Genomic DNA, 25,075 nt, shown 5'->3' with positions numbered 1-25,075 from the left:
CATGTGTACTCCAAGAGATTAATACCAGAATGGTGGATAGCGATAGAGTTATTAGCTGCTTCATATGGTTATTTCCTTATCATTTAATTAGATCTGTATTTCATTTTTCTCGATTATCATAGGTGGAACAAATCGGCAGGGAAAAATGGAAACTGGCTCCACCTTTCTCATTATTTGTCGCCCATATTCTTCCATTGTGAATTTCAATAATGTGATAACAAATCGTTAGCCCTAACCCGGAGTTAGTGGCCGTGGGTTTGCGATGTTTGCGGGGGATATGTGAGAATTTATCAAAAATGGATTTTTCCTTTCCGCCCGGTAATCCTGAGCCGGTATCCCAGACTTCGATATTGACCTTTTCTTTTTCAATTGTTGCCCTGATGCCCACTGCCGAACCTTTATCTGTATATTTGATGGTATTTTCCAGTAGGTTGACAAATACACGCTCTAATAAAGAGGCATCGCATTGTAGGGACAAATCAGCAGGCAAGGAAAGATCTATCTTATAGCGGCTTAAGGCATAATCGAGTGAGCGTAAAGCGCTATCAATGATTTCTTTCAGTGAATAACAGCCAAAATTGGGCTGAAGGCTACCTGATTGGATACGCACGATATCCAGCATGTTATTCACCAGATGTGAAATATTAAGGATCTGCTGATGAATATGCTGAAATTGTTTAGCATGCTGAGAGTTTGTAACGGACAAATTCTGTCTGAGTACTTCGGTTTGTTCAGACAAACGGGTCAATGGCGTCAGTAAATCATGTGACAGCGCAATCATAAATGAATTACGTAATTGTTCCCATTCACTTTCCAGCTTGGCGGATTCTGCACCACGGGCCAGATGTAAGCGCTCCAGTGCGTTAGCAATAATTCCGGTAAAAATCTGTAGTAACCGTTGTTGCTCAGGCACCAATAGCTGTCGGGGATTCGATGATTCAATCGCAAGGACAGCAAAAATTTGTGACGGCGTGGTGATGGGAATTAACTGATAAGGCACGCCCGGCAGAGTATCTGTGCCTGCTCCCGCGGGTTGTTTTTTATCAAAACACCATTTAGCGATGGCTTCATCAACTAACATCTGCCCACCATTATAGGATTTCACCTGATAAAGATGATTATTGCCATCCGGCAGTAATAACCCTGTTTTTGCCTGAAAGCTATTGGATAAAAAATGGTAACTGATACGGGCAACGTCCTCTTCATTCAGTGCCCGGCCGAGTTCACGGGTGATTTCATATAAATGTCGTGTTCGCTGTTCCCTATAGCGTGCAATTCTGGCTTGATAACGTATTCCTGCGGTCAGATTTCCGACGACCACTCCCACGATCAGCATAACCGTAAAGGTAAGTAGATATTGCATATCATTAACGGCCAGTGACAGGTGGGGTTTGACAAAAAAGATATCGAAACTGGCAACGTTGATAAAAGCAGAAAATACTGAAGGCCAGCGCCCGTAAAATAACGCAATCACGACAACGCCCAGTAGATAAAGGGTGATCAGGTTGGCTTTGTCGAGAGGAAATAAAACTGTGCGGGAAAATAAGGTAATAAAGGTACACAGTATAATTGCGATCAGGAACCCCTGAAGCTGGTTTATCCACTTGTCACTGGATAATCGTTGCTCAGCCGGCTCTTTGATCCAGTGCTGTTTTTTATCTTCAAGGGCAATAATAATGATATCCAGATCGGGGCCAAGTTTACCTAAACGCCCGACAAAATCAGAACGCCATCGATGGCTAAAGAGGGTGGAATATAAACTATGGTAACGCCCGACAATGATTTTTCCGAGATTGTGTTCTCTGGCGTAGCGAAGAATAGCTTTTTCTTTATGAGGCTCTGAAAGTGTGGCTGTTTCTGCTCCTAGTTCCTGTGCCAGCATCAATGTTTTTAAAATAGTTCGACGTTTGAGCTCCGGCAACCGGTGTAATTTAGGCGTTTCAACATAAACAGCATGCCAGGTACAGTCCAGTTTCGCGGCAAGCCGGGCTGCCTTGCGGATCAATTTCTCATTGCCGTGATTATCGCCGATGCATAACAGTAGGTTATCCCGTGTATGCCAGACAGGTTCTTTCCCCCGCGTATCGCGGAAAGCGCGCATCTGATCATCCACACGATCTGCGGTACGACGCAAGGCCAGCTCACGCAGAGCGATCAGGTTTCCTTTACGGAAAAAATGTTCAATAGCCCGTTCAGCCTGCGCCGGAATATAAACTTTACCTTCGTGAAGGCGCTGGCGCAGATCATCGGGAGGAAGATCCACTAAGACAACATCGTCGGCATTATCAAAGATATGATCGGGAATAGTTTCCCTCACCCGGATGCCGGTAATACCCCCGACAATATCATTCAGGCTTTCCAGATGCTGTACGTTAATGGTAGTCAGGACATCAATACCCGCTTCCAGCAGTTCTTCCACATCCTGCCAGCGTTTGGGATGCCGACAACCCTTCGGATTACTGTAGGCTAATTCATCCATCAGGATGATGGCAGGATGACGGGCAATAGCTGCATCAATATCAAATACCGGGACTCTGCGTTGAGCCGAGTAGATATATTTTGGCGGCAACTGCGGCAGACCTTTTAATAGTGCCGCGGTTTCCTGACGTCCGTGTGTTTCAACGACGCCGACAATAATATCCAGCCCCTGAGCCAGTAAGCGTTGAGCTTCCTGTAACATGGCGTAGGTTTTTCCTACTCCGGCACAGGCCCCGAAGAAAATTTTCAGTTTGCCCCGTGGTTTTTCATTTGCCAGTGTCAGCAAATTGTCTGGATCAGGACGCTGTGGTTCTGTCTCAGTCATCGTTACTTGCCTTGTGCTCGCTGGTTATCTAACGCCAGATTGAGTTTCAGTACGTTGACAACAGGCTGACCTAAGTAATGTATTGGCGGAAACTCGATGTTCTCCTCAATCAGCTTATTGATTAAATCTACCGGCAGGTGCCGGGCGGTAGCAATACGATGAGCCTGAAATGCAGCAGCTTCAGGTGAAATATGGGGATCAAGACCACTACCGGATGCGGTGACTAAATCGACAGGAATAGGATGATTTTCCGGGTGATTAAATAGGCGTATTTTAATAATGCGTTGTTGTATTTTCTGGAATAAAAGCGGGTTAGTTGGTGCGAGATTACTTCCCCCGGATGACTGTGCATTATAAGGCTGTTCAGCAGTCATTGAAGGGCGTCCATGAAAATAGTTCGCTTTAGTAAATTCCTGACCGATTAATTCTGAACCGAGCAACTCACCATCCTGTTCGATGAGTGAACCTGTCGCCTGATGGTGAAACAAGGTTGTCGACAGGCCAGTGATCAGCAGCGGATATGCGATCCCGGTGATCAGGGTGAGAAATATCAACAGAACAATGGAAGAACGTAACCAAGTCATTTTTTTCACCTTACCTGATAGTCAAATCCTGAGAGGATGATGGTCTATTTAAAGCCTAATACAGTGAGTAACATATCGATCAGTTTGATCGCCGCAAAAGGCATCAGCAAACCACCCAGGCCATATATCCATAAATTACGTCTCAGAAGCGACAGAGCATTCATCGGACGATAGGTGATACCTTTCAGAGCGAGTGGTAGTAAAAAAATAATGATAAGCGCATTGAAAATAACCGCGGACAGCACTGCTGATTGCGGTGAATGGAGGTGCATGATATTCAGCGCATTAAGTTGCGGATAAGTGACAGCGAATGCGGCTGGAATAATGGCGAAATACTTAGCAATATCATTGGCAATGCTAAATGTGGTTAAAGAGCCTCTGGTCATCAGCATTTGTTTACCAATACGCACCACTTCAATTAATTTCGTGGGATTGGAATCCAGATCCACCATATTACCAGCCTCTTTTGCAGCCTGAGTTCCTGAATTCATGGCAACGGCCACATCAGCCTGAGCCAGCGCGGGAGCATCGTTTGTTCCATCGCCGGTCATGGCAACCAGACGCCCTTCAGATTGATACTGGCGGATCAAAGTCAGTTTTGCTTCCGGTGTCGCTTCCGCCAGAAAATCATCGACACCGGCTTCAGCAGCAATGGCCGCGGCTGTCAGGTGGTTATCACCGGTGATCATCACCGTTTTGATCCCCATTCTGCGCATTTCACTGAAACGCTCCTTAATACCGCCCTTAATAATATCTTTCAGGGCAACGACACCCAAAACCCGCTGATTTTCAGCGACAACCAGCGGTGTTCCCCCTTTGCTTGCAACCTGTTGCACCAACAGATTAATGGCTTCAGGGAACTGGCTGCGGTTGGCTTCAATATGGCGTCGGATGGCATCAACAGCACCTTTGCGGATCAGGCGATCGTTGATGTTGACTCCGCTCATGCGGGTCATGGCAGAAAAAGGAACAAATGTAGCATTTAATGTACGCAGATCACGTTCACGCATATTGAAACGCTGTTTTGCCAGAATGACGATACTGCGACCTTCCGGTGTTTCATCTGCCAGAGAGGAAAGCTGTGCAGCATCAGCCAGTTGCCGTTCTGTAACGCCGGGAGCTGGCAAAAACTGAGAGGCCTGACGATTTCCCAAAGTAATTGTCCCGGTTTTATCCAGTAACAGCACATCGACATCACCTGCGGCTTCAATAGCACGTCCGCTGGTGGCAATGACATTGGCTTCCAGCATGCGGCTCATTCCTGCAACACCAATAGCAGAAAGCAGCCCGCCAATAGTAGTGGGGATTAAACACACTAAAAGTGCAATCAGAACGGTAACTGTGATAGGTGCACCAGTGTGGTTGGCTTCAATACTGAATAGGGAAAAGGGGAGTAAGCTGGCACAGGTTAGCAGGAAAATGATGGTGAGCGCGGTAAGTAAAATGGTCAGGGCAATTTCATTCGGGGTTTTCCGCCGCTTGGCTCCTTCAACCATTGAGATCATTCGGTCGAGGAAGGTTTCTCCCGGATTGACGGAACACTCCACGATTAACCAGTCTGACAGTACTTGAGTGCCTCCTGTCACGGAAGAAAAATCACCGCCGGATTCCCGTATCACCGGTGCTGATTCGCCGGTAATGGCGCTTTCGTTAACTGATGCACCACCTTCAAGGACTTCGCCATCGCAGGGGATAATTTCACCCGCTTCTATCAGTACAATATCGCCTTTGCGTAAACAATCGGAAGTGACTTTTTCTTTTGTCGCATCGCGGCTGGGGGATGAAAGCCTGATTGCCCACGTTGTTTTTTTGACACCTTTCAGACTGGAGGCCTGAGCCTGACTGCGTCCTTCTGCCAGCGCTTCTGCAAAATTGGCAAACAGCACAGTGAACCATAACCATAAAGCAATGGAACCGGTAAAGAGGGCATCACCAGTCGTTTGGCCGGTCAGAATACTGAGCCATAATAAAGTGGCCAGACAGCTACCGAGGTAAACGACAAACATAACCGGATTATGCCATTGGACGGCAGGATGACATTTTTTTACTGAATCGATAATTGCCTGACGAACTAATCCGGATTCAAATAATGCCTGCTTTTTATTTCTCATCACTTATCTCACAATTTATTTCACAACTTCACTTATTGTGATAGTTGCCAAAGCTGTAAATGCTCTGCAATAGGGCCAAGAGCCAGTGCGGGTATGAAAGTGAGTGCTCCAATCAATAAGATGACTAAAATCAATAAGCCAATGAATAGTGTGGTGTGAGTGGGCAGGGTACCGTTGCTGATAGGCTGCCGTTTTTTACTGCTCATCGATCCGGCGATAGACAGCACAGGCAGAATGATGCCAAATCGACCGAGGAGCATGATGGTACCTAAAAGCAGATTGTAAAATACGCTGTTGGCTGCCAGACCGGCAAAAGCACTGCCATTGTTATTAGCCGCAGATGTAACAGCATAGAGTATTTCGGTGAAACCATGTGCCCCTGGGTTTGCTACGGCACTTCTTCCAGCCTCGAATGAAACTGACAGCGCGGTTCCCAGTAGAATAAGGGAAGGAGTGACCAGAATCGCCAACGCGACCATTTTCATCTCATGAACATCAATTTTTTTGCCCAGATATTCGGGAGCACGGCCAATCATCAGGCCGGCAATAAAGACAGCCAGCAGGACAAATAACAATATGCCATAAATCCCGGCACCTACACCGCCAAAGACGACTTCGCCGATTTGCATGAGCCAGAGCGGTATCATGCCTCCCAATGCTGTAAAGGAATCATGCATTGAATTAACCGCTCCGCAGGAGGCTGAAGTGGTAACTACGCCATAGAGGGAAGAGGCAAGGATACCAAAGCGGGATTCCTTTCCTTCCATATTGATATTGCTGTTAATGCCTGACGGCATGAAATGGGGATTTCCCATCGTTTCAGCGCACATCACGATGGCGACAGAAATCACAAAGATAATCCCCATTGCCCATAACAGGGAGTACCCTTGCCGATTGTCTCCAACAACCAGACCAAAGGCGAAACACAACGCACTGGGGATCAAAAAGATGGAAATCATCTGTACGAAGTTACTGATCGTATTAGGATTTTCAAAAGGATGAGCTGAGTTCGCGCCAAATACACCACCTCCATTTGTTCCTAATACTTTGATGGCTTCTTGAGAGGCGACTGGTCCCATCGGAAGTAATTGCTGATGGCCTTCAAGGGTATGAACAGAAATATATGGAGAGAAGTTTTGGATCACCCCCTGACTGGCAAGGATCAACGCGATAATGATCGCCAGAGGAAGCAGCAGATAGAGTGTAATGCGGGTGATATCAATCCAGGCATTTCCCAGTGTTTTCACACCTTGTCGGGAAAATGCCCGTATCAGTGCAAAAGCGATAGCAATACCCGTTGCAGCAGACAGGAAATTTTGAACGGTTAACCCAACCATCTGGCTCAGGTAACTGAGGGTATTTTCGCCACTGTAGGCCTGCCAGTTCGTGTTGGTGACAAAGCTGATTGCTGTATTGAGAGCTAAATCCCATTTCATACCAGCAAAATGCTGGGGATTGAGAGGCAGATATTTTTGGCTTATCAATAGGATAAATAGTAATAATAACCCTGCAATGTTAAAGGCAATAATAGCAAATGAATATTGCCACCAGTTCATTTCTTTAACATTGTCACCCGGTTTTTTTAAGCCACAACAACGCCATAAAATCATTTCGGCCTTGGTGATCCGGTGAGGTAAATCGCCCTCAATGAGATTTGCGATTAAATGCCCAAGAGGCTTACTTAATATAAATAGTAATAATAAGAAAGTAGCGACAAGTAAAAAAGCAGAGGTTTCCATCTAGAAATCCTCCGCATTCAATAATGCATAAACCAGATAGAAAAGTAATAACACTACCAGAATAGCACCAATAATAAGTAAGTTATTCACTATTTATCTCCTTGTTACTTCTTAATAACAAACCGGTTTAGAATAAAATGACCAATCAAGAAGTGATAAAAAGAGAACCTGAAAGCACAAAGTAAATATAAGTAATACTGATTAATTGGACTCGGTGAAAAGTAAGTTTAGCAAAACCTGACAGGTTAATTTTATGTTTTTAATATGTTGGTTTTGTTTCTGTTTAGATCATTTATTTGTAATAAAATTACGCTAAGATAAAAAAACAGTGATTTTGAGCAGTAAAAAAGTGGTCGGATCAGTAGTAAATTTTCATTTTATCGAGTAAAATTTATCAGGTCTTACAGTTATTGAGTTATTGCCCATTTGAGGAGGTCTCTATGTATCGTGAATATTCCCGGCATCAGGTTCTCTTGCGGCGTATTGGTGCCGTCGCATTAGGCGTTATTGCACTTCCTTTTATGCTGTTTAGTCGTGAGCGTGCCCGTTTCTACAGCTACTTACATAAAGTATGGGTAAAAACCAGTGATAAACCAGTTTGGCTGGAACGCACAGAAGTTGCTTCAGATACGCTAAACCCCTAAATTCCCCCACTTGGCAGAGCTCTGTTCTTCGTTTTTCTGCCTGATATAGTTTTCCGGATATAGTATTCTTGCACCCTGCCAGCTTAAGCTGGCAGGGTGTTTTACTTTTATCGCTTATTGCTGCAGATGTGTTATTACTACTAACAGACAATATCACTATAGGCAAGTAAATTGGTGCGGATTCTATTGTGAAAATGCTAAATAATGGGGAGTGTGTAATGAATAATGTTGAATTAGAACATGTAATTAATACGGAATTGAATGTTCGGGAGTTTCAGGATTATGCCCCTAATGGATTACAGGTAGAAGGACGCCCCCATATTCAGCGTGTTATAACGGGAGTGACAGCCTGTCAGGCTTTGCTGGATGAAGCAGTGCGTCTGGAGGCGGATGCCATCATCGTACATCATGGGTACTTCTGGAAAAATGAATCACCTGTCATCCGTGGCATGAAACGTCGCCGTTTGCAGACTTTACTCTGTAACGATATTAACTTGTATGGCTACCATCTTCCGCTGGATGCACACCCCACTTTGGGAAACAATGTTCAGCTGGCCCGCCAGATGGGAGTGAAGATCATAGGAAACATTGACGCTTTATTACCTCATGGCGTATTTGATCAACCGATTACCCCGGCAGAATTAACTGCACGTCTTGAGCAAAGACTGGAACGTAACGTGCTGCATTGCGGCGATAATGCACGGGAAGAGATCCGTACTATTGCATGGTGTACCGGAGGAGGGCAGAGTTTTATTGAGCAGGCTGCTGAATTTGGTGTTGATGCTTTTGTGACGGGTGAAGTATCAGAGAAGACTATTCATGTTGCCCGTGAAATGGGGATGCATTTTTACTCAGCAGGGCACCATGCGACTGAGCGCTATGGTATTAAAACACTCGGTGAATGGCTGGCCAATCATCATGGGCTGGATGTCACTTTTGTTGATATTCCTAATCCGGCTTGATGTATTACAATGAAACACAATTGATATATAAGTTATAGCTTATATAATGCTATTATAAGTCATAGCTTATGAGGTTATCGTGTGGATTGTAATTTTGACTCCTCGCTTTGAAGAGTGGCTTGATGAACAAGATATCAGTATACAGAAGAAGATATTAGCAGACCTGAGTGTGTTAGAAGTCTTTGGTCCTCAACTGGGCCGTCCCGCAGTTGATTCTTTATATGGTTCAAAATTCAATAACATGAAAGAACTAAGGATTCAATGTAAAGGAAGGCCATTCAGAGCGCTTTTTGCATTTGATCCGCTAAGACAGGCAATTGTCTTATGTGCGGGTAATAAAGCTTTAAATGATAAGCGTTTTTACAAAGAAATGATCCCAATTGCTGATGCTGAATATGAAGCACATTTAGCGAATTTGGAGGACAAACAGTGAAAACTCTCAAAGAAAAAATTCAGGAATTTTCAGTAGAAGATCGTGAAGATATAGAACAAATGGCTGATGAGCAGATTTTAGAAACCGGCTTACAGCTATTAAGAGAAGAGTTAAATATTTCTCAACAAAAGCTGGCTGATAGTTTAGGTATCAGCCAGCCAGCTATTACTCAAATAGAACAACGGGGTAATGATATAAAGTTAGTCACCCTGAAACGCTACGTTGAAGCTATGGGAGGAAAATTGAGCTTAACTGTAGAATTTCCGACAGGTAATGGAAAAATTTTTCATATATAGCCGCTGATGGAATATTTCTCTTGGTGCTATTAACTTCAAAACTTACTATCCCTGCTTGGTATAATAAGGCTTGGCAGGGATAAAAGAACAGTGACTAATCCACAATAAGCCAGTGTATTGCCCAAAGCCTGACTCCCACCGGCAATTGTCAAACCTCCCGCCAAGAGCATGTAGTAAAATAACCCCAGTAAAGCGCCTGCTGTGCCCAGTCTGTCTGTATAGTGAGTTAACGCAGATGCGAGAAGGTTCGGAATAGCGACGCCGTAGGCGATAACTATTCCCAGCATGGGAAAAATAAACAGCCAGCTATTTTCGAGTAGATAAACAAAAATTCCACTGAACAGGGTAAGACATGCCGCGAGAAAAGTGAGTTTTTCGGTTTTCCATTTCTTTTTCAATAACAGCTTATTCAATACAGAGCCTAACATGACACCCAAGGCAAGAAGCAGGCCGGTGTAGCCGAACAGGGTTGGTGATATTCCGAGTTGATCAAAACGGAAAGGTGCCAGTTGATAGTAGCTAAATAGACAAATATTAAATAAAGCGATTAGAAAAGCACTTCGCCAGATTGAAATATCTTTCAGCATCATACGGGCTGTTTCTGATAAAACGACTTTGGTAACAGTGGTAGGGCGTGTTTCGGGTAAACGTGCCATAGACCATATTGTGAGGATAACGGCCAAAATCGCCAGACCTGCAAATACCGCCTGATAATTACCAAAATGATTCAACGTGGAACCGCTGAGCATACCGATGGCTGGGCTGGCAGCCAGAGCAATGCCCATAATAGAGAAAACACGGGTCAGCTCTTCACTACGATAACTATCGCGCATCATAGTCTGTGTTCCGATTGACCCCACTGCCGCACCAAAAGCAGATAACATTCTGGCAATAAGTAGTAACCAGAAATGTGTAGTTAATAGAGCCAGCAAACAGGCACCACCATACAATAATAACCCGGTAATAATGGTGGGGCGTCTGCCAATAACATCACATAAGCGGCCCCATACGACTATGCCAATTGCAAAAGCGAAAAAGTAGAGTGACAAGGTTTGAGAAGCTTGCTCCACGCTGACGAAAAATCCACGGGAAATGTTGGTTAATGCCGGGCTATAGATGGTTTCTACAATCTGAGGAAACATCATCAGAGCAATGGCTAACCAAAGTGGTGGTTTGATTTGCATAGTATTTTTCTTCTGACAGTGAATGATTTGTGAGCAGAAGGCTAACATTTTAGTGATTGTCTATTTATGATAATAAAGACAATATATTTATATAATCAGACATTCACACTTAAGGACTAGATATGGCATGGTTGCGGCAGAGTGATCAGTTTGATCCGGATAACCTGAATGTACTCGTTGCGGGTATTGCGGCAGAGATGGGGCAGCATGATTCCGGATTTCATCAACATGGTATGGGGCAATTGTTGTTTACTCAGCGTGGCTGTATCAAAATCACATTGGCCAGCCAGATCTCTATTTTGCCGCCAACCCGAGTGGCATGGATCCCACCAAAGACACGACATCGGGCAGAAATGCGTGGTTCCATCGGATATCGATCAATTTATCTCAATGTTTCTGAAGTACAATGTTTGCCCAATCAGAGTGCAATACTGGAAGCCACTCCGTTGCTACAGGCTGTTCTGGAGCGTATCGCAATATCTCCGTTTAATACTGACTGGGAGCAGGGAAAAAACTCACATTTGCTGGCAGTATTTCTTGATGAAATTTGTGAAGCACAGCGGGAGCCAACGCTATTACCATTACCCTCTGATCGTCGTTTTGCGAGTTTATCCTTTGAACAATTACCACCTTCATTACAGGTGATTGCAACCTATATTGGAGCCAGTGAAAAAACTATTACCCGTATATTTAAGCGTGAAACGGGAATGAATTATCAACAATGGCGTCAGCAATGGCGATTGGTTAAAGCAATAGAATTATTGGCTCAGGGCAAAACGTTATCTTATGTTGCGCAGGAACTGGGATTTACCAGTGACAGTGCTTTTGTAACTTTTTTCCGTAAAATTATGGGAAGACCGCCACGGGAGTATATGGCGGGTTCAGAAAGGAAGACAGATAGAGATTAACAATTAATTTGTACTCTGAATTATTTAAAAATAGTTAATTTACACAATATGGTTCAGGCAGATAAACGGACTCTGAATCAAAATCGACAACAATGTCAACGCCAAGTGGCATGGTAAACATTGGGTGTGTATGGCAACAATCGAAATCAGCCAGAACAGGAACCTCTTTCCCATTCAGAACTTCTTTCAGCACATCCAGAGAGTTTCTTCCTGTTCCTTTATCATCAAATTGTTCGTGTTTTCCAAGAATAATTGCTGAAACTTTATCAAAGACCCCACATAACAGCAGATGGGAGAAAGCGCGTTCAACCAGCTCTATTCCTTTGAAACAGTCTTCAATAAGTAAAATATCACCTATTTTAATTTCAGGCATATATTCACTTCCCCAAATCCCACAAAGAGTATTTAAATTTCCACCAATTAATCTGCCTCGGAACGTTCCTTTTCCATCAAAAATCCACTTATTAGGATATGTATTTTTAGGGGTTATCTGCGTTTCCCATTCGATATATTCATCAGCCCAATGTTCAGGCTGTTTATATATAAAAGGAAGAGAATGATTATTATTGACTATTTGAGAAAAATTATTGAATGTCTCATCAACTAAAGGTGGAAATTCACCAAATGAAGCAACTAATGCAGGGCCATAAAAAGTGACTACATTGGTTTTCTGATATATTCCAAGTAAAAGTGCTGTTATGTCAGAATAACCAATAATGATTTTAGGATCTTTTCTGATGGCATCATAATCAATATATGGCAGCATTGAATTTGAATTGTTACCTCCCATAGTAGACATAACACACCTTACTTCTGGGTCACGAAGCAAGGCATTAAACTCTTCCACTCGTTGCATAATGGTTCCTGAACGATAAAAATCGCTTTTACCGGTGAGTATTCCGGCTTTTGTTTTATAACCTTTACTTTCTAAATAACGGACACTTCTGGCAAAACGAGTCGGTGCAAAAGCAGTAGCAGGAGATGAAGAGGAGAAAAAACCGATAGTTTCACCAATGGATAATTTTTTAGGAAGGATCATGGCGCTACCTTTTATTCGAAAAATAATGGGTACCACACAACGAATACTGTACCTTAACCGCCAGACAGGAGGCCAATCGTAATGGCAGAGCCGACATTAAGGTACAGCAAAATGCACACTTCAGTGTGAAGTGTGCCAGCGAATTGGTCAGATTATTTTTTTAACTGACTGTTAAAATCCCGCTCTGCATGACCAGTATACAGTTGGCGAGGACGAGCGATCCTCATACCTTCATCATGCATTTCATTCCAGTGTGCAATCCAGCCGATAGTGCGGGCAATAGCGAAGATCACTGTAAACATGGATGACGGAATTCCCATCGCTTTCAAAATAATACCTGAGTAGAAATCGACATTCGGGTACAGTTTCTTCTCAATGAAGTACGGGTCATTCAGGGCAATGCGTTCCAGCTCCATGGCAACTTCCAGCAGGCTGTCATTCAGACCAAGTTCATCCAGTACTTCATGGCAGGTTTCACGCATTACGGTTGCGCGTGGGTCATAGTTTTTATAGACGCGATGACCAAAGCCCATCAGGCGGAAAGCGTCGTTTTTATCTTTGGCCCGGGCGATAAACTCAGGAATGTGATCAACAGTCTGAATCTCTTCCAGCATGCGTAGGCAAGCTTCATTTGCTCCGCCGTGTGCTGGCCCCCATAAAGATGCAATTCCCGCAGCAATACAGGCAAATGGGTTAGCACCAGAAGAACCTGCTGTACGGACTGTTGAAGTTGAAGCATTCTGCTCATGGTCTGCATGAAGGATAAAAATGCGATCCATTGCCCGTTCCAGTACCGGATTGACCTTATATTCCTCACAGGGAGTTGAGAACATCATGTACAGGAAATTACCGGCGTAAGAGAGATCATTACGCGGATAAACAAAAGGCTGACCAACAGAATATTTGTAACACATCGCCGCTACAGTTGGCATTTTAGACATGAGACGGTATGCGGTGATTTCTCGGTGGCGGGGATTATTAACATCCAGCGCATCATGGTAGAAGGCAGCGAGAGCGCCTGTGACACCGCAGAGTATAGCCATAGGGTGAGAATCACGACGGAAACCATGGAACAGGCGGGTAATCTGTTCGTGAATCATAGTATGACGAGTCACCGTTGTTTTGAATTTTTCATACTCTTCAGGAGTTGGTGACTCGCCATTAAGCAGAATATAACAAACTTCCAGATAGGTTGATTTCATTGCAAGCTGATCGATGGGAAAACCACGGTGCAACAAAATGCCTTCATTGCCATCAATATAGGTGATTTTCGACTCGCAGGATGCAGTGGAAGTGAAACCGGGATCGTAGGTATAGAAGCCTTTTGAGCCGAGGGTACGAACGTCAATTACTTCAGAGCCTAGGGTTGGCGTTAGTACGTCTAGTTCGATAGCAGCTGAACCATTTATGGTCAACGTAGCCTTTTTATCAGCCATTTACATCTCCTTAGCGCTTATTTCTTATAACCCCTAACAACCTAAATAGGCGTAATCCTTACTGCGCCGACGGCATTGTGCTACCGGAGAGAATTAAAAATCAGGCTGTATATACCCTTTGTTTCTGTCGGGTATCGATTTAATGCTGAAATCTCATTTTACGGACGACAATAGTGTTCAGGTTGTTAAAAAGTTTCCGGATATCAATCTAAAGTATTTCTAACATAAAATGTTACCATTTTGTGTCGTAACGATACTTTTACAAAGCCCACATTTTTCGTGAAGTTTACTTTTTCATCGGAAAATGACGGTAAATATTATGCACCGTCATATATGTAAGATAAATGTTTAATCTTTGTCAAACAAGATAATGGTTTTTATGATAAATGTTTGAAGCGTGATCTTACTCACTGTTCAAGCTAAATGTTAATAATCATATTGTGTGGGAATTGTAATAACAATGTGAAGTACTTATACTGCATCAAGGTCTCCGGATTACCTGATGTAGGAGCACCCAGCGTAATCAAATCACAACGTTTGTTGAAAACAGTAAGGATTGTTAATTTAATTATGTTGTGTCTTTGTGTCCTCTTAACGCTGTCTGATTCCCACCCAGGGCCGGAGGATGGAAAATAAAAAAAGCTGTGTGGGCAAAATTGTGAAAAAACAAAGACCTGTCAACCTCGATCTGCGGACGATAAATCAACCCGTCTCCGCGATAGCTTCGATCTTGCACCGTATCTCAGGCGTCATCACCTTTATAGCAGTCGGCATTCTGCTGTGGTTGTTGGGTATGTCACTGTCTTCGCAAGAGGGCTTCCAGCATGCTTCTGAAATCATGACTGGCTTTTTCGCCAAATTTATCCTGTGGGGGATATTGACGGCGTTGGGTTACCACATTTGTGGTGGGATCCGCCATGTTTTGATGGACTTTGGTCTCTTGGAAGAGAGTCTCGCCGCTGGTAAAGCTTCTGCTAAAGTGGCAATCGTGATCGCAGTTATTCTGTCTATTCTGGCCGGGGTATTAGTATGGTAAGCAACGCATCCGCATTGGGGCGCACGGGGATTCAGGACTGGCTGTTGTTACGTGCATCTGCAATCGTTATTGTTTTATATGTTCTTTATTTAGTTGGTTTTGTAGCAACAACGTCAGACATCACCTATGAAGTCTGGAGCGGTTTTTTCTCCTTCTCTCTCACAAAAGTGTTCACCGTACTGGCTCTGCTTTCCATTTTGGTCCACGCGTGGATTGGAATGTGGCAGGTGCTGACGGATTATGTAAAGCCACTGGCACTGCGTCTGGTATTGCAACTGGTCATTATTGTTGCACTGTTGACTTATTTGATTTACGGAACAATTGTGGTGTGGGGTGTATAAATGAAACTGCCGGTAAGAGAGTTTGACGCTGTTGTTATTGGTGCTGGTGGCGCAGGTATGCGTGCTGCACTGCAAATTTCACAAATGGGCCTGTCCTGCGCCCTGATTTCTAAAGTTTTCCCTACCCGATCCCATACAGTTTCTGCTCAGGGTGGTATTACAGTTGCCCTGGGTAACACTCATGAAGATAACTGGGAATGGCATATGTATGACACGGTAAAAGGTTCCGATTATATCGGTGACCAGGATGCCATCGAATACATGTGTAAAACCGGTCCTGAAGCAATTCTCGAATTGGAACACATGGGGCTACCATTCTCACGTCTGGATAATGGCCGCATTTATCAGCGCCCGTTTGGTGGTCAATCCAGAAATTTTGGTGGTGAGCAGGCTGCCCGTACTGCGGCTGCGGCTGACCGTACCGGTCACGCATTACTTCACACCCTGTATCAGCAGAACCTGAAGAACCACACGACTATTTTCTCTGAGTGGTATTCTCTGGATTTAGTCAAAAATCAGGACGGTGCCATTGTTGGCTGTACAGCAATCTGTATCGAAACAGGTGAAGTTGTCTATTTCAAAGCTAAGGCAACTATTCTGGCGACAGGTGGTGCTGGTCGTATTTTCCAATCCACAACAAATGCGCATATCAATACAGGTGATGGTGTTGGTATGGCTCTGCGTGCCGGTGTTCCGGTGCAGGATATGGAAATGTGGCAATTCCACCCGACAGGCATTGCAGGCGCGGGTGTGTTGGTAACAGAAGGCTGCCGTGGTGAAGGTGGTTATCTGCTGAACAAAGATGGCGAGCGCTTTATGGAGCGTTACGCACCAAATGCTAAAGATCTGGCTGGCCGTGATGTCGTTGCTCGATCTATGATGATCGAAATTCGTGAAGGTCGTGGTTGTGAAGGCCCGTGGGGACCTCACGTGAAGCTGAAACTGGATCATCTGGGTAAAGATGTTCTGGAATCCCGCCTGCCGGGTATCCTTGAGCTGTCCCGCACCTTTGCTCATGTAGATCCTGTAAAAGAACCGATTCCGGTGATCCCAACCTGTCACTATATGATGGGTGGTATTCCAACCAAGATTACCGGTCAGGCACTGACTATCAATGAGAAAGGCGAAGATGTTGTCATTCCGGGTCTGTTTGCCGTGGGTGAAATTGCCTGTGTATCCGTGCATGGTGCAAACCGTCTGGGTGGTAACTCCTTGCTTGATTTGGTGGTCTTTGGTCGTTCTGCTGGTCTGCATCTGAAAGAGTGTCTGATGGAGCAGGGAACCAGCCGTGATGCCAGTGAGTCTGATGTCGACGTAGCACTGCAACGTCTGAACCGTTGGAATAATACCCGTTCAGGCGAAGATCCGGTTGAGATTCGTAAAGCATTACAAGCCTGTATGCAGCACAACTTCTCTGTATTCCGTGAAGGGGATGCAATGGCGAGAGGGCTGGACGAACTGAAAGTCATCCGTGAACGTCTGCACAATGCTCGTCTGGATGATACATCATCAGAATTCAATACTCAGCGTATCGAATGTCTGGAGCTGGATAACCTGATGGAAACAGCTTATTCGACTGCTGTTGCTGCGAACTATCGTACAGAAAGTCGTGGGGCACACAGCCGTTTCGATTATCCAGAGCGTGACGATGCAAATTGGCTGTGCCATAGCTTGTATTTACCGCAGACTGAGAGCATGACCCGTCGTGAAGTTAACATGCAGCCAAAACTGCGTGAAGCCTTCCCGCCGAAAGTGCGTTCTTACTAATTGCGTTGCCGATGTTCCAGTTGCGGAGAAATAGATTATGAAACTTGAATTCTCAATTTATCGTTATAATCCGGATGTAGACAACGCACCCCGTATGCAGGATTACACGCTGGAAGCGGAAGAAGGGCGTGACATGATGCTGCTGGATGCCCTCATCCAGTTGAAGGAACAGGATCCAACCTTGTCATTCCGCCGTTCATGCCGTGAGGGTGTATGTGGTTCCGACGGTTTGAACATGAACGGTAAAAATGGGCTGGCCTGTATTACATCCATTTCAGCCTTGCGCCGTGGAAACAAAAAGATTGTTATCCGCCCTCTGCCGGGTTTGCCGGTTGTCCGTGATTTGGTCGTTGATATGGGCCAATTTTATGCGCAATATGAGAAAATCCGTCCTTATTTAATTAATGACGGTAAAAACCCTCCTGCGCGTGAACACCTGCAATCACCAGAGCAGCGTGAAAAACTGGATGGCCTTTATGAATGTATCCTGTGTGCCTGCTGTTCGACGTCTTGTCCGTCATTCTGGTGGAATCCGGATAAATTTATTGGACCAGCGGGTCTGTTAGCGGCATATCGTTTCCTGATTGATAGCCGGGATACTGAAACTTCATCCCGACTTGATGGTCTGAATGATGCATTCAGTGTGTTCCGTTGTCATGGAATTATGAACTGCGTCAGTGTATGTCCTAAGGGTCTGAATCCAACAAAAGCGATTGGTCATATTAAGTCTATGTTGTTAAGACACAGTGCTTAATTAAATATTACTGATAGGTCGATATATATATCTAATGGATTTCAGGTTGCATCGCGGTTAACAAAGAAGTGGCTTGAAAGACAAAAGATATAGTGCATAAATAACACATAAATTGTGTGCAAATAATGCATATAAGGTTGCCCTCCACATTTTTGAAATAAATATCAATCTGGTGGAGGGCATAAAGAATGAAAGATGATAAATTGCCTGCTGCTAATGACGGCGCATGTTTCAGTAAAATAAGGAACCTTTAAAAACTGACTTCAGTTTTTAAAGGTTCCTTGAAGGGTAGGATAACCCAAATAAAGAACATGCATTAAGCACGTCCAAATGAACCTTTTATCAACACCGCTTAATAAAGCGGAATTTGTTAACCACGGCGAAAACTAAAGCTTTTGAAGCTTAAGGGATCACAATGCAGAACGGTGCAATGAAGGACTGGCTGGATTCAAGCTTTCTGGCTGGTGCAAACCAGTCTTACATAGAGCAAATCTATGAAGACTATATAACCGATCCTAATTCTGTTGATGCAGGTTGGAGAGAAATATTCCAACAATTACCGGATGCGGGACTTCACGGGGAACAACTTCACTCACAGACACGTGATTACTTCCGTCGTCTGGCAAAGGATGCCACTCGTTACCACACTTCAGTCAGCGATCCAGCAATGGATGCAAAACAAGTTAAGGTTTTGCAGCTAATCAACGCATTCCGCTTCCGCGGTCATCAAAATGCGAATCTTGATCCATTGGGATTATGGAAACAGGAACCTGTACCAGATCTCGATCCTGCTTTCCATAATTTAACCAAAGCAGATTTTGAAGAAACGTTTAACGTAGGCTCATTTGCTATCGGCAAAGAGACGATGAAACTGGCTGATTTATATGATGCCCTGAAGCGCATTTATTGTGGTTCTATTGGTGCGGAATATATGCATATCACCAATACAGAAGAAAAGCGCTGGCTACAACAGCGTCTGGAATCTGTAGCAGTGGGTTCACAGTTCAATACGGAAGAAAAACGTCGTTTTCTGGCAGAGCTGACGGCAGCAGAAGGTTTGGAACGCTATTTAGGTGCTAAGTTCCCGGGGGCGAAACGTTTCTCCCTTGAAGGCGGTGATGCGCTGATTCCAATGCTAAAAGAACTTATCCGTCACGCAGGTAAACAAGATACTCGTGAAGTTGTACTGGGAATGGCTCACCGTGGGCGCCTCAACGTTCTGGTCAACTTATTCGGTAAAAAACCAGCGGATCTGTTTGACGAGTTTGCTGGTAAGCATAAAGAGCATCTTGGCACGGGTGACGTGAAATACCATCAGGGTTTTTCTTCTGATTTCGAAACTGATGGTGGACCAGTGCATCTGGCGCTGGCATTTAACCCATCTCACCTTGAAATTGTCAGCCCTGTTGTTATTGGTTCTGTCCGTGCTCGCCGTGACCGCCTTGATGAAGGCCGCAGTAACATGGTTCTGCCAGTGACCATCCATGGTGACTCAGCAGTAACAGGTCAGGGGATTGTTCAGGAAACACTGAACATGTCTCAGGCGCGCGGCTATGAAGTTGGTGGTACAATTCGAATTGTGGTTAACAACCAGATTGGTTTCACAACCTCTAATCCTAAAGATACCCGTTCAACAGAATATTGTACTGATATTGCGAAGATGGTTCAGGCACCTATCTTCCACGTTAATGCAGATGATCCGGAAGCCGTTACTTTCGTCACCCGTCTTGCTCTGGATTTCCGTAATACGTTTAAACGTGACGTGATGATTGATTTGGTTTGTTACCGTCGTCACGGGCATAACGAAGCTGATGAGCCAAGCGCAACTCAGCCTCTGATGTATCAGAAAATCAAGAAACACCCAACACCACGCAAGATCTACGCAGATAAACTTATCGCAGAAAATCTGCTGTCACCTAATGATGTCACTGAAATGGCCAACTTATATCGTGATGCATTAGATCACGGTGATTGTGTCGTGGATGAGTGGCGTCCAATGGGCCTGCATTCCTTCACATGGGAACCTTACCTGAACCATGAATGGGATGCAGAGTATCCACATCAGGTGGATATGAAGCGCTTGCAAGATCTTGGCAAACGTATCAGTTCCATTCCAGCTGAAGTCGCAATGCATTCCCGCGTTGCAAAAATCTACGCTGACCGTGCAGAAATGGCTAATGGAAACAAATTATTTGACTGGGGCGCGGCAGAAACTCTGGCGTATGCAACTCTGGTTGATGAAGGTGTTCCGGTACGTCTGTCCGGTGAAGATGCTGGTCGTGGTACATTCTTCCACCGTCATGCGGTTATCCATAATCAGACTGATGCCTCTGTTTATGTGCCTCTGGCAAATGTTCACAATGGTCAGGGTGAATTTAACGTATGGGATTCCGTGCTGTCTGAAGAAGCAGTACTGGCGTTTGAATACGGTTATGCAACAACAGAGCCACGTACGCTGACCATCTGGGAAGCTCAGTTTGGTGATTTTGCTAACGTAGCACAGGTTGTTATTGACCAGTTCATCAGCTCTGGCGAGCAGAAATGGGGCCGTATGTGTGGTCTGGTTATGTTGCTGCCGCATGGATATGAAGGGCAAGGCCCAGAGCACTCATCAGCACGTCTGGAACGTTATCTGCAATTATGTGCAGAACAGAACATGCAGGTCTGTGTGCCATCAACTCCGGCTCAGGTTTATCACATGCTGCGCCGTCAGGCCCTGCGTGGTATGCGTCGTCCTCTGATCGTTATGTCACCTAAGTCACTGCTGCGCCATCCATTGGCAGTATCCAGTCTGGATGAACTGGCTGACGGTAAGTTTGAGACAGTGATTGGTGAAGTTGACGCTTTAGATCCGAAAGGTGTGAAACGCGTTGTACTTTGCTCCGGTAAAGTTTATTACGATCTGCTGGAACAGCGTCGTAAGAATGAACAGAGTGATGTTGCTATTGTTCGTATTGAGCAGCTATATCCATTCCCTCGTCAAGACTTGCAGAATCTGTTTGAGCAGTATGCTCATGTTCATGATTTCGTTTGGTGTCAGGAGGAACCCCTGAACCAAGGGGCTTGGTATTGCAGTCAACATAATTTCCGTGAAGCGATCCCATTTGGGGCTTCTTTACGTTATGCAGGGCGTCCGGCTTCTGCTTCCCCGGCTGTGGGCTATACGTCCGTTCACCAGAAGCAACAGCAAGCTCTGGTAAATGACGCACTGAACGTTGAATAAATTAAGGATAGAAAATGAGTAGCGTAGAAATTCTGGTTCCAGACCTTCCTGAATCTGTTGCGGATGCGACTGTTGCAACATGGCACAAAAAACCGGGTGATGCTGTAGAGCGTGATGACATCCTGGTTGAAATTGAAACTGACAAAGTGATTTTAGAAGTACCAGCAAGTGAAGCAGGTGTTCTGGAAGCTATTTTGGAAGAAGAAGGCGCCACTGTATTGTCTAAGCAATTGCTTGGTCGTATTAGCCTGAGTAACAGTGCTGGCATGCCTGCTGCGGTGAAAGAAACCACTGAGGCAACTCCGGCACAGCGCCAGACTGCCTCTTTGGAAGATGAGAGTAACGATGCTCTTAGCCCGGCAGTTCGCCGTCTGATTGCAGAGCACGATTTAGATCCGGCTGCGATTAAAGGCAGTGGTGTAGGTGGTCGTATTGTGCGTGAAGATGTAGAGAAATATATCGCTGCGAACAAAAAAGAGAGCGCTAAACCTGCTGCATCTGCACCAGCTGCTCAGCAGTCTGAATTGCCTCACCGCAGTGAAAAACGCGTACCAATGACACGTTTACGTAAGCGTGTTGCAGAGCGTCTGCTTGAAGCGAAGAACAATACGGCAATGTTGACGACTTTCAATGAAGTCAACATGAAACCAATTCAGGAACTGCGTAAGCAATACGGCGATGCGTTTGAAAAACGTCATGGCGTTCGTCTGGGCTTCATGTCCTTCTATGTGAAAGCGGTTGTTGAAGCACTGAAACGTTATCCAGAAGTTAACGCTTCAATTGATGGTACTGACGTGGTTTACCACAACTATTTTGATATCAGCATTGCGGTATCGACTCCACGTGGTCTGGTAACGCCAGTATTACGTGATGCAGATGCCCTGAGCATGGCTGATCTCGAAAAAACCATCAAAGAGCTGGCTATTAAAGGCCGTGACGGTAAATTGACCGTTGATGAACTCACCGGTGGTAATTTCACCATTACTAATGGTGGTGTTTTCGGCTCTCTGATGTCCACTCCGATCATTAACCCACCACAAAGTGCGATTTTGGGCATGCATGCCATTAAAGATCGCCCAATGGCAGTAAATGGTCAGGTTGAGATCCTTCCAATGATGTATCTGGCACTGTCTTATGACCATCGTCTGATTGACGGACGTGAGTCTGTAGGCTTCCTGGTGACCATCAAAGAAATGCTGGAAGATCCAACACGTTTGTTGCTGGATGTATAGCATCACCATCAGGGCGGAGGGTGTTAAATTCCGCCCAGTCTGAAGTATACACAATGGATTTCAAGATGCGTCGCGGCGGCAAGAGAGTAAATCCCCAGGAGCATAGATAACTATGTGACTGGGGTGAGCGAACGCAGCCAACAAAGAGGCAACTTGAAAGATAAAGTGTATAAACGATGTTGATGTAAAAAGTGTTGATGTAACAAACCATGCGGCCAGCTTTCGGGCTGGCCATATCCGAGCAACAAAATATACCCTGTGAATTTCGAAATGCAGTAAATAAAGCTGTAGCTTGTAATGCGCAGGTATAGAAGGTTAATTACCTTTCTTAGATTAAATTATGGATAGAACATCATGAATTTACACGAGTATCAGGCAAAACAACTTTTTGCACGGTATGGTTTACCAGCACCAGCTGGTTATGCCTGCACAACGCCGCGCGAAGCAGAAGAAGCAGCATCCAAGATTGGTTCAGGTCCTTGGGTCGTTAAATGTCAGGTTCATGCAGGCGGTCGCGGTAAGGCTGGTGGTGTGAAAGTCGTCAATAGCAAGGAAGATATTCGTGCTTTTGCTGAACAATGGCTGGGTAAACGGCTGGTAACCTATCAGACTGACGCACAGGGGCAACCTGTTCACCAGATTCTGGTAGAAGGAGCGACTGATATTGCTAAGGAGCTGTATCTCGGGGCTGTTGTTGACCGTGGTACACGTCGTGTAGTGTTCATGGCCTCTACCGAAGGTGGAGTCGAAATAGAAAAAGTGGCGGAAGAAACGCCCGAACTGATTCATAAAGCAATCATCGACCCACTGGCTGGCCCTATGCCCTATCAAGGCCGTGAACTGGCGTTCAAGTTAGGTTTGACTGGTAAACAAGTCGGTCAATTCACCAAGATTTTCATGGGATTGGCAAACCTTTTCCTTGAGCGTGATCTGGCTCTGGTTGAAATTAACCCGTTGGTTATTACAACTGAAGGTGATCTTATCTGTTTGGATGGAAAGTTGGGTGCAGATGGTAACGCGATGTTCCGTCAGGCCGAACTGCGTGAAATGCACGATCCTTCACAGGAAGATCCACGTGAAGCTCAGGCTGCACAATGGGAACTGAATTATGTTGCATTGGATGGCAACATTGGCTGTATGGTAAATGGTGCTGGTCTGGCAATGGGAACGATGGACATTGTCAAACTGCACGGTGGTGCACCTGCTAACTTCCTTGATGTTGGTGGTGGCGCAACAAAAGAGCGTGTTACTGAGGCATTTAAAATCATCCTGTCAGATGAAAATGTGAAGGCTGTCTTGGTAAATATCTTTGGTGGGATCGTCCGTTGTGACCTGATTGCCGACGGTATTATTGGTGCTGTGGAAGAAGTTGGTGTACACGTACCAGTAGTTGTTCGTCTGGAAGGAAACAATGCTGAACTGGGTGCGAAAAAACTGGCTGACAGTGGCTTGAACATTATAGCAGCAACCAGTTTGACAGACGCAGCTAAACAGGCAGTCGCAGCAGCGGGGAATAAATAATGTCTATTTTAATTGATAAAAACACCAAAGTGATTTGTCAGGGTTTTACTGGTAGTCAGGGTACTTTCCACTCAGAACAGGCGATTGCTTACGGTACTCAGATGGTTGGTGGTGTCACACCGGGTAAAGGTGGCACTGAACACCTTGGCCTGCCTGTGTTTAACACTGTTCGTGAAGCGGTTGAAGCAACAGGTGCAACAGCCTCTGTTATTTATGTACCGGCACCATTTTGTAAAGACTCCATTCTGGAAGCTATTGAAGCTGGTATTAAACTGATTATTACCATTACTGAAGGCATTCCAACTCTGGATATGCTGACTGTTAAGGTAAAACTGGATGAAGCCGGTGTTCGCATGATCGGCCCTAACTGCCCGGGTGTGATTACTCCGGGTGAATGTAAGATCGGCATTATGCCTGGTCATATTCATCAAGCAGGTAAAGTGGGTATTGTATCCCGTTCAGGTACTTTGACATATGAAGCGGTGAAACAGACAACTGATGCAGGATTAGGTCAATCTACCTGTGTTGGTATCGGTGGTGACCCAATTCCGGGTTCAAACTTCATCGATATCCTGAAACTGTTCCAGCAGGATCCACAAACTGAAGCTATCGTCATGATCGGCGAGATTGGTGGAACAGCTGAAGAAGAAGCTGCTGCGTACATCAAAGAGAATGTAACGAAACCTGTCGTTGCTTACATTGCAGGTGTGACAGCACCTAAAGGTAAGCGCATGGGGCATGCTGGTGCGATTATCGCGGGTGGTAAAGGTACTGCGGATGAGAAATTCGCAGCGCTGGAAGCCGCTGGCGTGACGACTGTTCGTAGCCTTGCTGACATCGGAGATGCAGTAAAAGGTTTACTGGCAGGAAAATAGTCCCAAAATAAGCTATTTTTATAGAAAAAGGCTGCTTCTAAGCAGCCTTTTTATTTTTATTCATAATATAAACAGTAAGTTAGTCTTTTTATACAGAGTAATATTTTTAAATTAAATTTAACTTGTTTTTAGAAAGCCCTATTTAATCGATTAATTTAATTATAAATGCTAAAAAAATATATTTTTC

21 protein-coding genes are annotated in these 25,075 nt (G+C 44.8%); 13 read left to right on the top strand and 8 right to left on the bottom strand.

The genetic code is table 11. The annotated features are described in order from the left end of the window. Positions 1-100 precede the first annotated feature (100 nt). From kdpD to kdpF, 5 genes are read right to left on the bottom strand one after another with little or no spacing between them, the layout of a single operon-like run. Positions 101-2,803, bottom strand: a complete 2,703-nt coding sequence (gene kdpD, locus AACX38_RS12720) for a two-component system sensor histidine kinase KdpD (protein WP_228864478.1) — start codon at positions 2,801-2,803, stop codon at positions 101-103. A 2-nt stretch (positions 2,804-2,805) separates the two neighbouring features. Next, positions 2,806-3,387 carry a potassium-transporting ATPase subunit KdpC gene (kdpC, locus tag AACX38_RS12715; protein ID WP_228859699.1) on the bottom strand — a complete coding sequence of 194 codons (582 nt, stop codon included), beginning with the start codon at positions 3,385-3,387 and terminating at the stop codon, positions 2,806-2,808. Between the two features lie 44 nt (positions 3,388-3,431). Further along, entirely contained in the window at positions 3,432-5,498 is a 2,067-nt protein-coding gene (gene kdpB / locus AACX38_RS12710) for a potassium-transporting ATPase subunit KdpB (protein ID WP_099122472.1), read from the bottom strand. Between the two features lie 32 nt (positions 5,499-5,530). Then, on the bottom strand, positions 5,531-7,237 hold the full coding sequence (kdpA, locus tag AACX38_RS12705; RefSeq protein ID WP_228864477.1) for a potassium-transporting ATPase subunit KdpA: 1,707 nt from the start codon (positions 7,235-7,237) through the stop codon (positions 5,531-5,533). Next, positions 7,238-7,327, bottom strand: coding sequence for a K(+)-transporting ATPase subunit F (kdpF, locus tag AACX38_RS12700; protein ID WP_099109093.1), 90 nt, complete (start codon positions 7,325-7,327; stop codon positions 7,238-7,240). A gap of 350 nt (positions 7,328-7,677) precedes the next feature. Between kdpF and AACX38_RS12695 the strand changes: the two genes are divergently transcribed. From AACX38_RS12695 to AACX38_RS12680, 4 genes are all read left to right on the top strand, one after another. Then, positions 7,678-7,881 carry a YbfA family protein gene (locus tag AACX38_RS12695; protein ID WP_099109094.1) on the top strand — a complete coding sequence of 68 codons (204 nt, stop codon included), beginning with the start codon at positions 7,678-7,680 and terminating at the stop codon, positions 7,879-7,881. Between the two features lie 218 nt (positions 7,882-8,099). Further along, positions 8,100-8,843: a type 2 GTP cyclohydrolase I gene (locus tag AACX38_RS12690; RefSeq protein ID WP_228864476.1), complete on the top strand. Its 744-nt coding sequence runs from the start codon at positions 8,100-8,102 to the stop codon at positions 8,841-8,843. A gap of 85 nt (positions 8,844-8,928) precedes the next feature. Then, on the top strand, positions 8,929-9,276 hold the full coding sequence (locus AACX38_RS12685) for a type II toxin-antitoxin system RelE/ParE family toxin (RefSeq protein ID WP_425303992.1): 348 nt from the start codon (positions 8,929-8,931) through the stop codon (positions 9,274-9,276). Further along, the gene (locus AACX38_RS12680; RefSeq protein ID WP_099124631.1) at positions 9,273-9,572 is read left to right on the top strand and encodes a helix-turn-helix domain-containing protein; all 300 of its coding nucleotides are present in this window, start codon (positions 9,273-9,275) and stop codon (positions 9,570-9,572) included. Before AACX38_RS12685 ends, AACX38_RS12680 begins: the two co-directional genes overlap by 4 nt. Positions 9,573-9,607: 35 nt before the next feature. Here AACX38_RS12680 and AACX38_RS12675 read toward each other — a convergent pair whose 3' ends face one another. Continuing rightward, positions 9,608-10,756, bottom strand: a complete 1,149-nt coding sequence (locus AACX38_RS12675) for an MFS transporter (RefSeq protein WP_228864475.1) — start codon at positions 10,754-10,756, stop codon at positions 9,608-9,610. 122 nt (positions 10,757-10,878) lie between these two features. On the opposite strand from AACX38_RS12675, the gene AACX38_RS12670 reads away from it, so the two are divergent. Beyond that, positions 10,879-11,664, top strand: coding sequence for an AraC family transcriptional regulator (locus AACX38_RS12670; RefSeq protein ID WP_228864474.1), 786 nt, complete (start codon positions 10,879-10,881; stop codon positions 11,662-11,664). Positions 11,665-11,698: 34 nt separating this feature from the next. On the opposite strand, the gene AACX38_RS12665 is transcribed toward AACX38_RS12670, so the two are convergent. After that, a complete protein-coding gene (locus AACX38_RS12665) occupies positions 11,699-12,703 on the bottom strand; it encodes a S66 family peptidase (RefSeq protein WP_228864473.1) in 1,005 nt (334 codons plus the stop codon). 152 nt (positions 12,704-12,855) lie between these two features. Beyond that, positions 12,856-14,139, bottom strand: coding sequence for a citrate synthase (locus AACX38_RS12660; protein WP_228864472.1), 1,284 nt, complete (start codon positions 14,137-14,139; stop codon positions 12,856-12,858). A 646-nt stretch (positions 14,140-14,785) separates the two neighbouring features. Here AACX38_RS12660 and sdhC point away from each other — a divergent pair. From sdhC to sucD, 8 genes are all read left to right on the top strand, one after another. Further along, complete coding sequence (gene sdhC, locus AACX38_RS12655) at positions 14,786-15,175, top strand: succinate dehydrogenase cytochrome b556 subunit (protein ID WP_099109188.1); 390 nt, start codon at positions 14,786-14,788, stop codon at positions 15,173-15,175. Further along, positions 15,169-15,516, top strand: coding sequence for a succinate dehydrogenase membrane anchor subunit (gene sdhD / locus AACX38_RS12650; protein ID WP_099122481.1), 348 nt, complete (start codon positions 15,169-15,171; stop codon positions 15,514-15,516). The genes sdhC and sdhD overlap by 7 nt, the downstream gene beginning before the upstream one ends. Then, the gene (gene sdhA / locus AACX38_RS12645; RefSeq protein ID WP_099122482.1) at positions 15,517-17,283 is read left to right on the top strand and encodes a succinate dehydrogenase flavoprotein subunit; all 1,767 of its coding nucleotides are present in this window, start codon (positions 15,517-15,519) and stop codon (positions 17,281-17,283) included. Between the two features lie 37 nt (positions 17,284-17,320). After that, entirely contained in the window at positions 17,321-18,037 is a 717-nt protein-coding gene (locus AACX38_RS12640) for a succinate dehydrogenase iron-sulfur subunit (RefSeq protein WP_099122483.1), read from the top strand. Positions 18,038-18,452: 415 nt separating this feature from the next. Further along, complete coding sequence (gene sucA / locus AACX38_RS12635; protein WP_228864471.1) at positions 18,453-21,260, top strand: 2-oxoglutarate dehydrogenase E1 component; 2,808 nt, start codon at positions 18,453-18,455, stop codon at positions 21,258-21,260. A gap of 14 nt (positions 21,261-21,274) precedes the next feature. Further along, the gene (odhB, locus tag AACX38_RS12630) at positions 21,275-22,492 is read left to right on the top strand and encodes a 2-oxoglutarate dehydrogenase complex dihydrolipoyllysine-residue succinyltransferase (RefSeq protein WP_228864470.1); all 1,218 of its coding nucleotides are present in this window, start codon (positions 21,275-21,277) and stop codon (positions 22,490-22,492) included. A 354-nt stretch (positions 22,493-22,846) separates the two neighbouring features. Next, on the top strand, positions 22,847-24,013 hold the full coding sequence (sucC, locus tag AACX38_RS12625; protein ID WP_099109106.1) for an ADP-forming succinate--CoA ligase subunit beta: 1,167 nt from the start codon (positions 22,847-22,849) through the stop codon (positions 24,011-24,013). Then, positions 24,013-24,888, top strand: a complete 876-nt coding sequence (gene sucD / locus AACX38_RS12620) for a succinate--CoA ligase subunit alpha (RefSeq protein ID WP_228864469.1) — start codon at positions 24,013-24,015, stop codon at positions 24,886-24,888. Before sucC ends, sucD begins: the two co-directional genes overlap by 1 nt. Positions 24,889-25,075: the final 187 nt, after the last annotated feature.

Origin of the sequence: Xenorhabdus sp. PB30.3, from assembly GCF_963895965.1 — a bacterium.
Lineage (GTDB): Bacteria > Pseudomonadota > Gammaproteobacteria > Enterobacterales > Enterobacteriaceae > Xenorhabdus > Xenorhabdus stockiae.
The sequence above is the reverse complement of the archived record's forward strand: the minus strand, read 5'-3'. Positions and strand labels throughout refer to the sequence as shown.

Coding starts and splice junctions, on each gene's coding strand:
- AACX38_RS12670 (WP_228864474.1), top strand. CDS start 10,879: ATGGCATGGTTGCGGCAGAGTGATCAGTTTGATCCGGATAACCTGAAT.
- AACX38_RS12660 (WP_228864472.1), bottom strand. CDS start 14,139: ATGGCTGATAAAAAGGCTACGTTGACCATAAATGGTTCAGCTGCTATC.
- kdpB (WP_099122472.1), bottom strand. CDS start 5,498: ATGAGAAATAAAAAGCAGGCATTATTTGAATCCGGATTAGTTCGTCAG.
- odhB (WP_228864470.1), top strand. CDS start 21,275: ATGAGTAGCGTAGAAATTCTGGTTCCAGACCTTCCTGAATCTGTTGCG.
- sucC (WP_099109106.1), top strand. CDS start 22,847: ATGAATTTACACGAGTATCAGGCAAAACAACTTTTTGCACGGTATGGT.
- AACX38_RS12640 (WP_099122483.1), top strand. CDS start 17,321: ATGAAACTTGAATTCTCAATTTATCGTTATAATCCGGATGTAGACAAC.
- AACX38_RS12675 (WP_228864475.1), bottom strand. CDS start 10,756: ATGCAAATCAAACCACCACTTTGGTTAGCCATTGCTCTGATGATGTTT.
- AACX38_RS12690 (WP_228864476.1), top strand. CDS start 8,100: ATGAATAATGTTGAATTAGAACATGTAATTAATACGGAATTGAATGTT.
- AACX38_RS12665 (WP_228864473.1), bottom strand. CDS start 12,703: ATGATCCTTCCTAAAAAATTATCCATTGGTGAAACTATCGGTTTTTTC.
- AACX38_RS12695 (WP_099109094.1), top strand. CDS start 7,678: ATGTATCGTGAATATTCCCGGCATCAGGTTCTCTTGCGGCGTATTGGT.
- kdpD (WP_228864478.1), bottom strand. CDS start 2,803: ATGACTGAGACAGAACCACAGCGTCCTGATCCAGACAATTTGCTGACA.
- sdhA (WP_099122482.1), top strand. CDS start 15,517: ATGAAACTGCCGGTAAGAGAGTTTGACGCTGTTGTTATTGGTGCTGGT.
- sucD (WP_228864469.1), top strand. CDS start 24,013: ATGTCTATTTTAATTGATAAAAACACCAAAGTGATTTGTCAGGGTTTT.
- sucA (WP_228864471.1), top strand. CDS start 18,453: ATGCAGAACGGTGCAATGAAGGACTGGCTGGATTCAAGCTTTCTGGCT.
- sdhD (WP_099122481.1), top strand. CDS start 15,169: ATGGTAAGCAACGCATCCGCATTGGGGCGCACGGGGATTCAGGACTGG.
- kdpA (WP_228864477.1), bottom strand. CDS start 7,237: ATGGAAACCTCTGCTTTTTTACTTGTCGCTACTTTCTTATTATTACTA.
- kdpC (WP_228859699.1), bottom strand. CDS start 3,387: ATGACTTGGTTACGTTCTTCCATTGTTCTGTTGATATTTCTCACCCTG.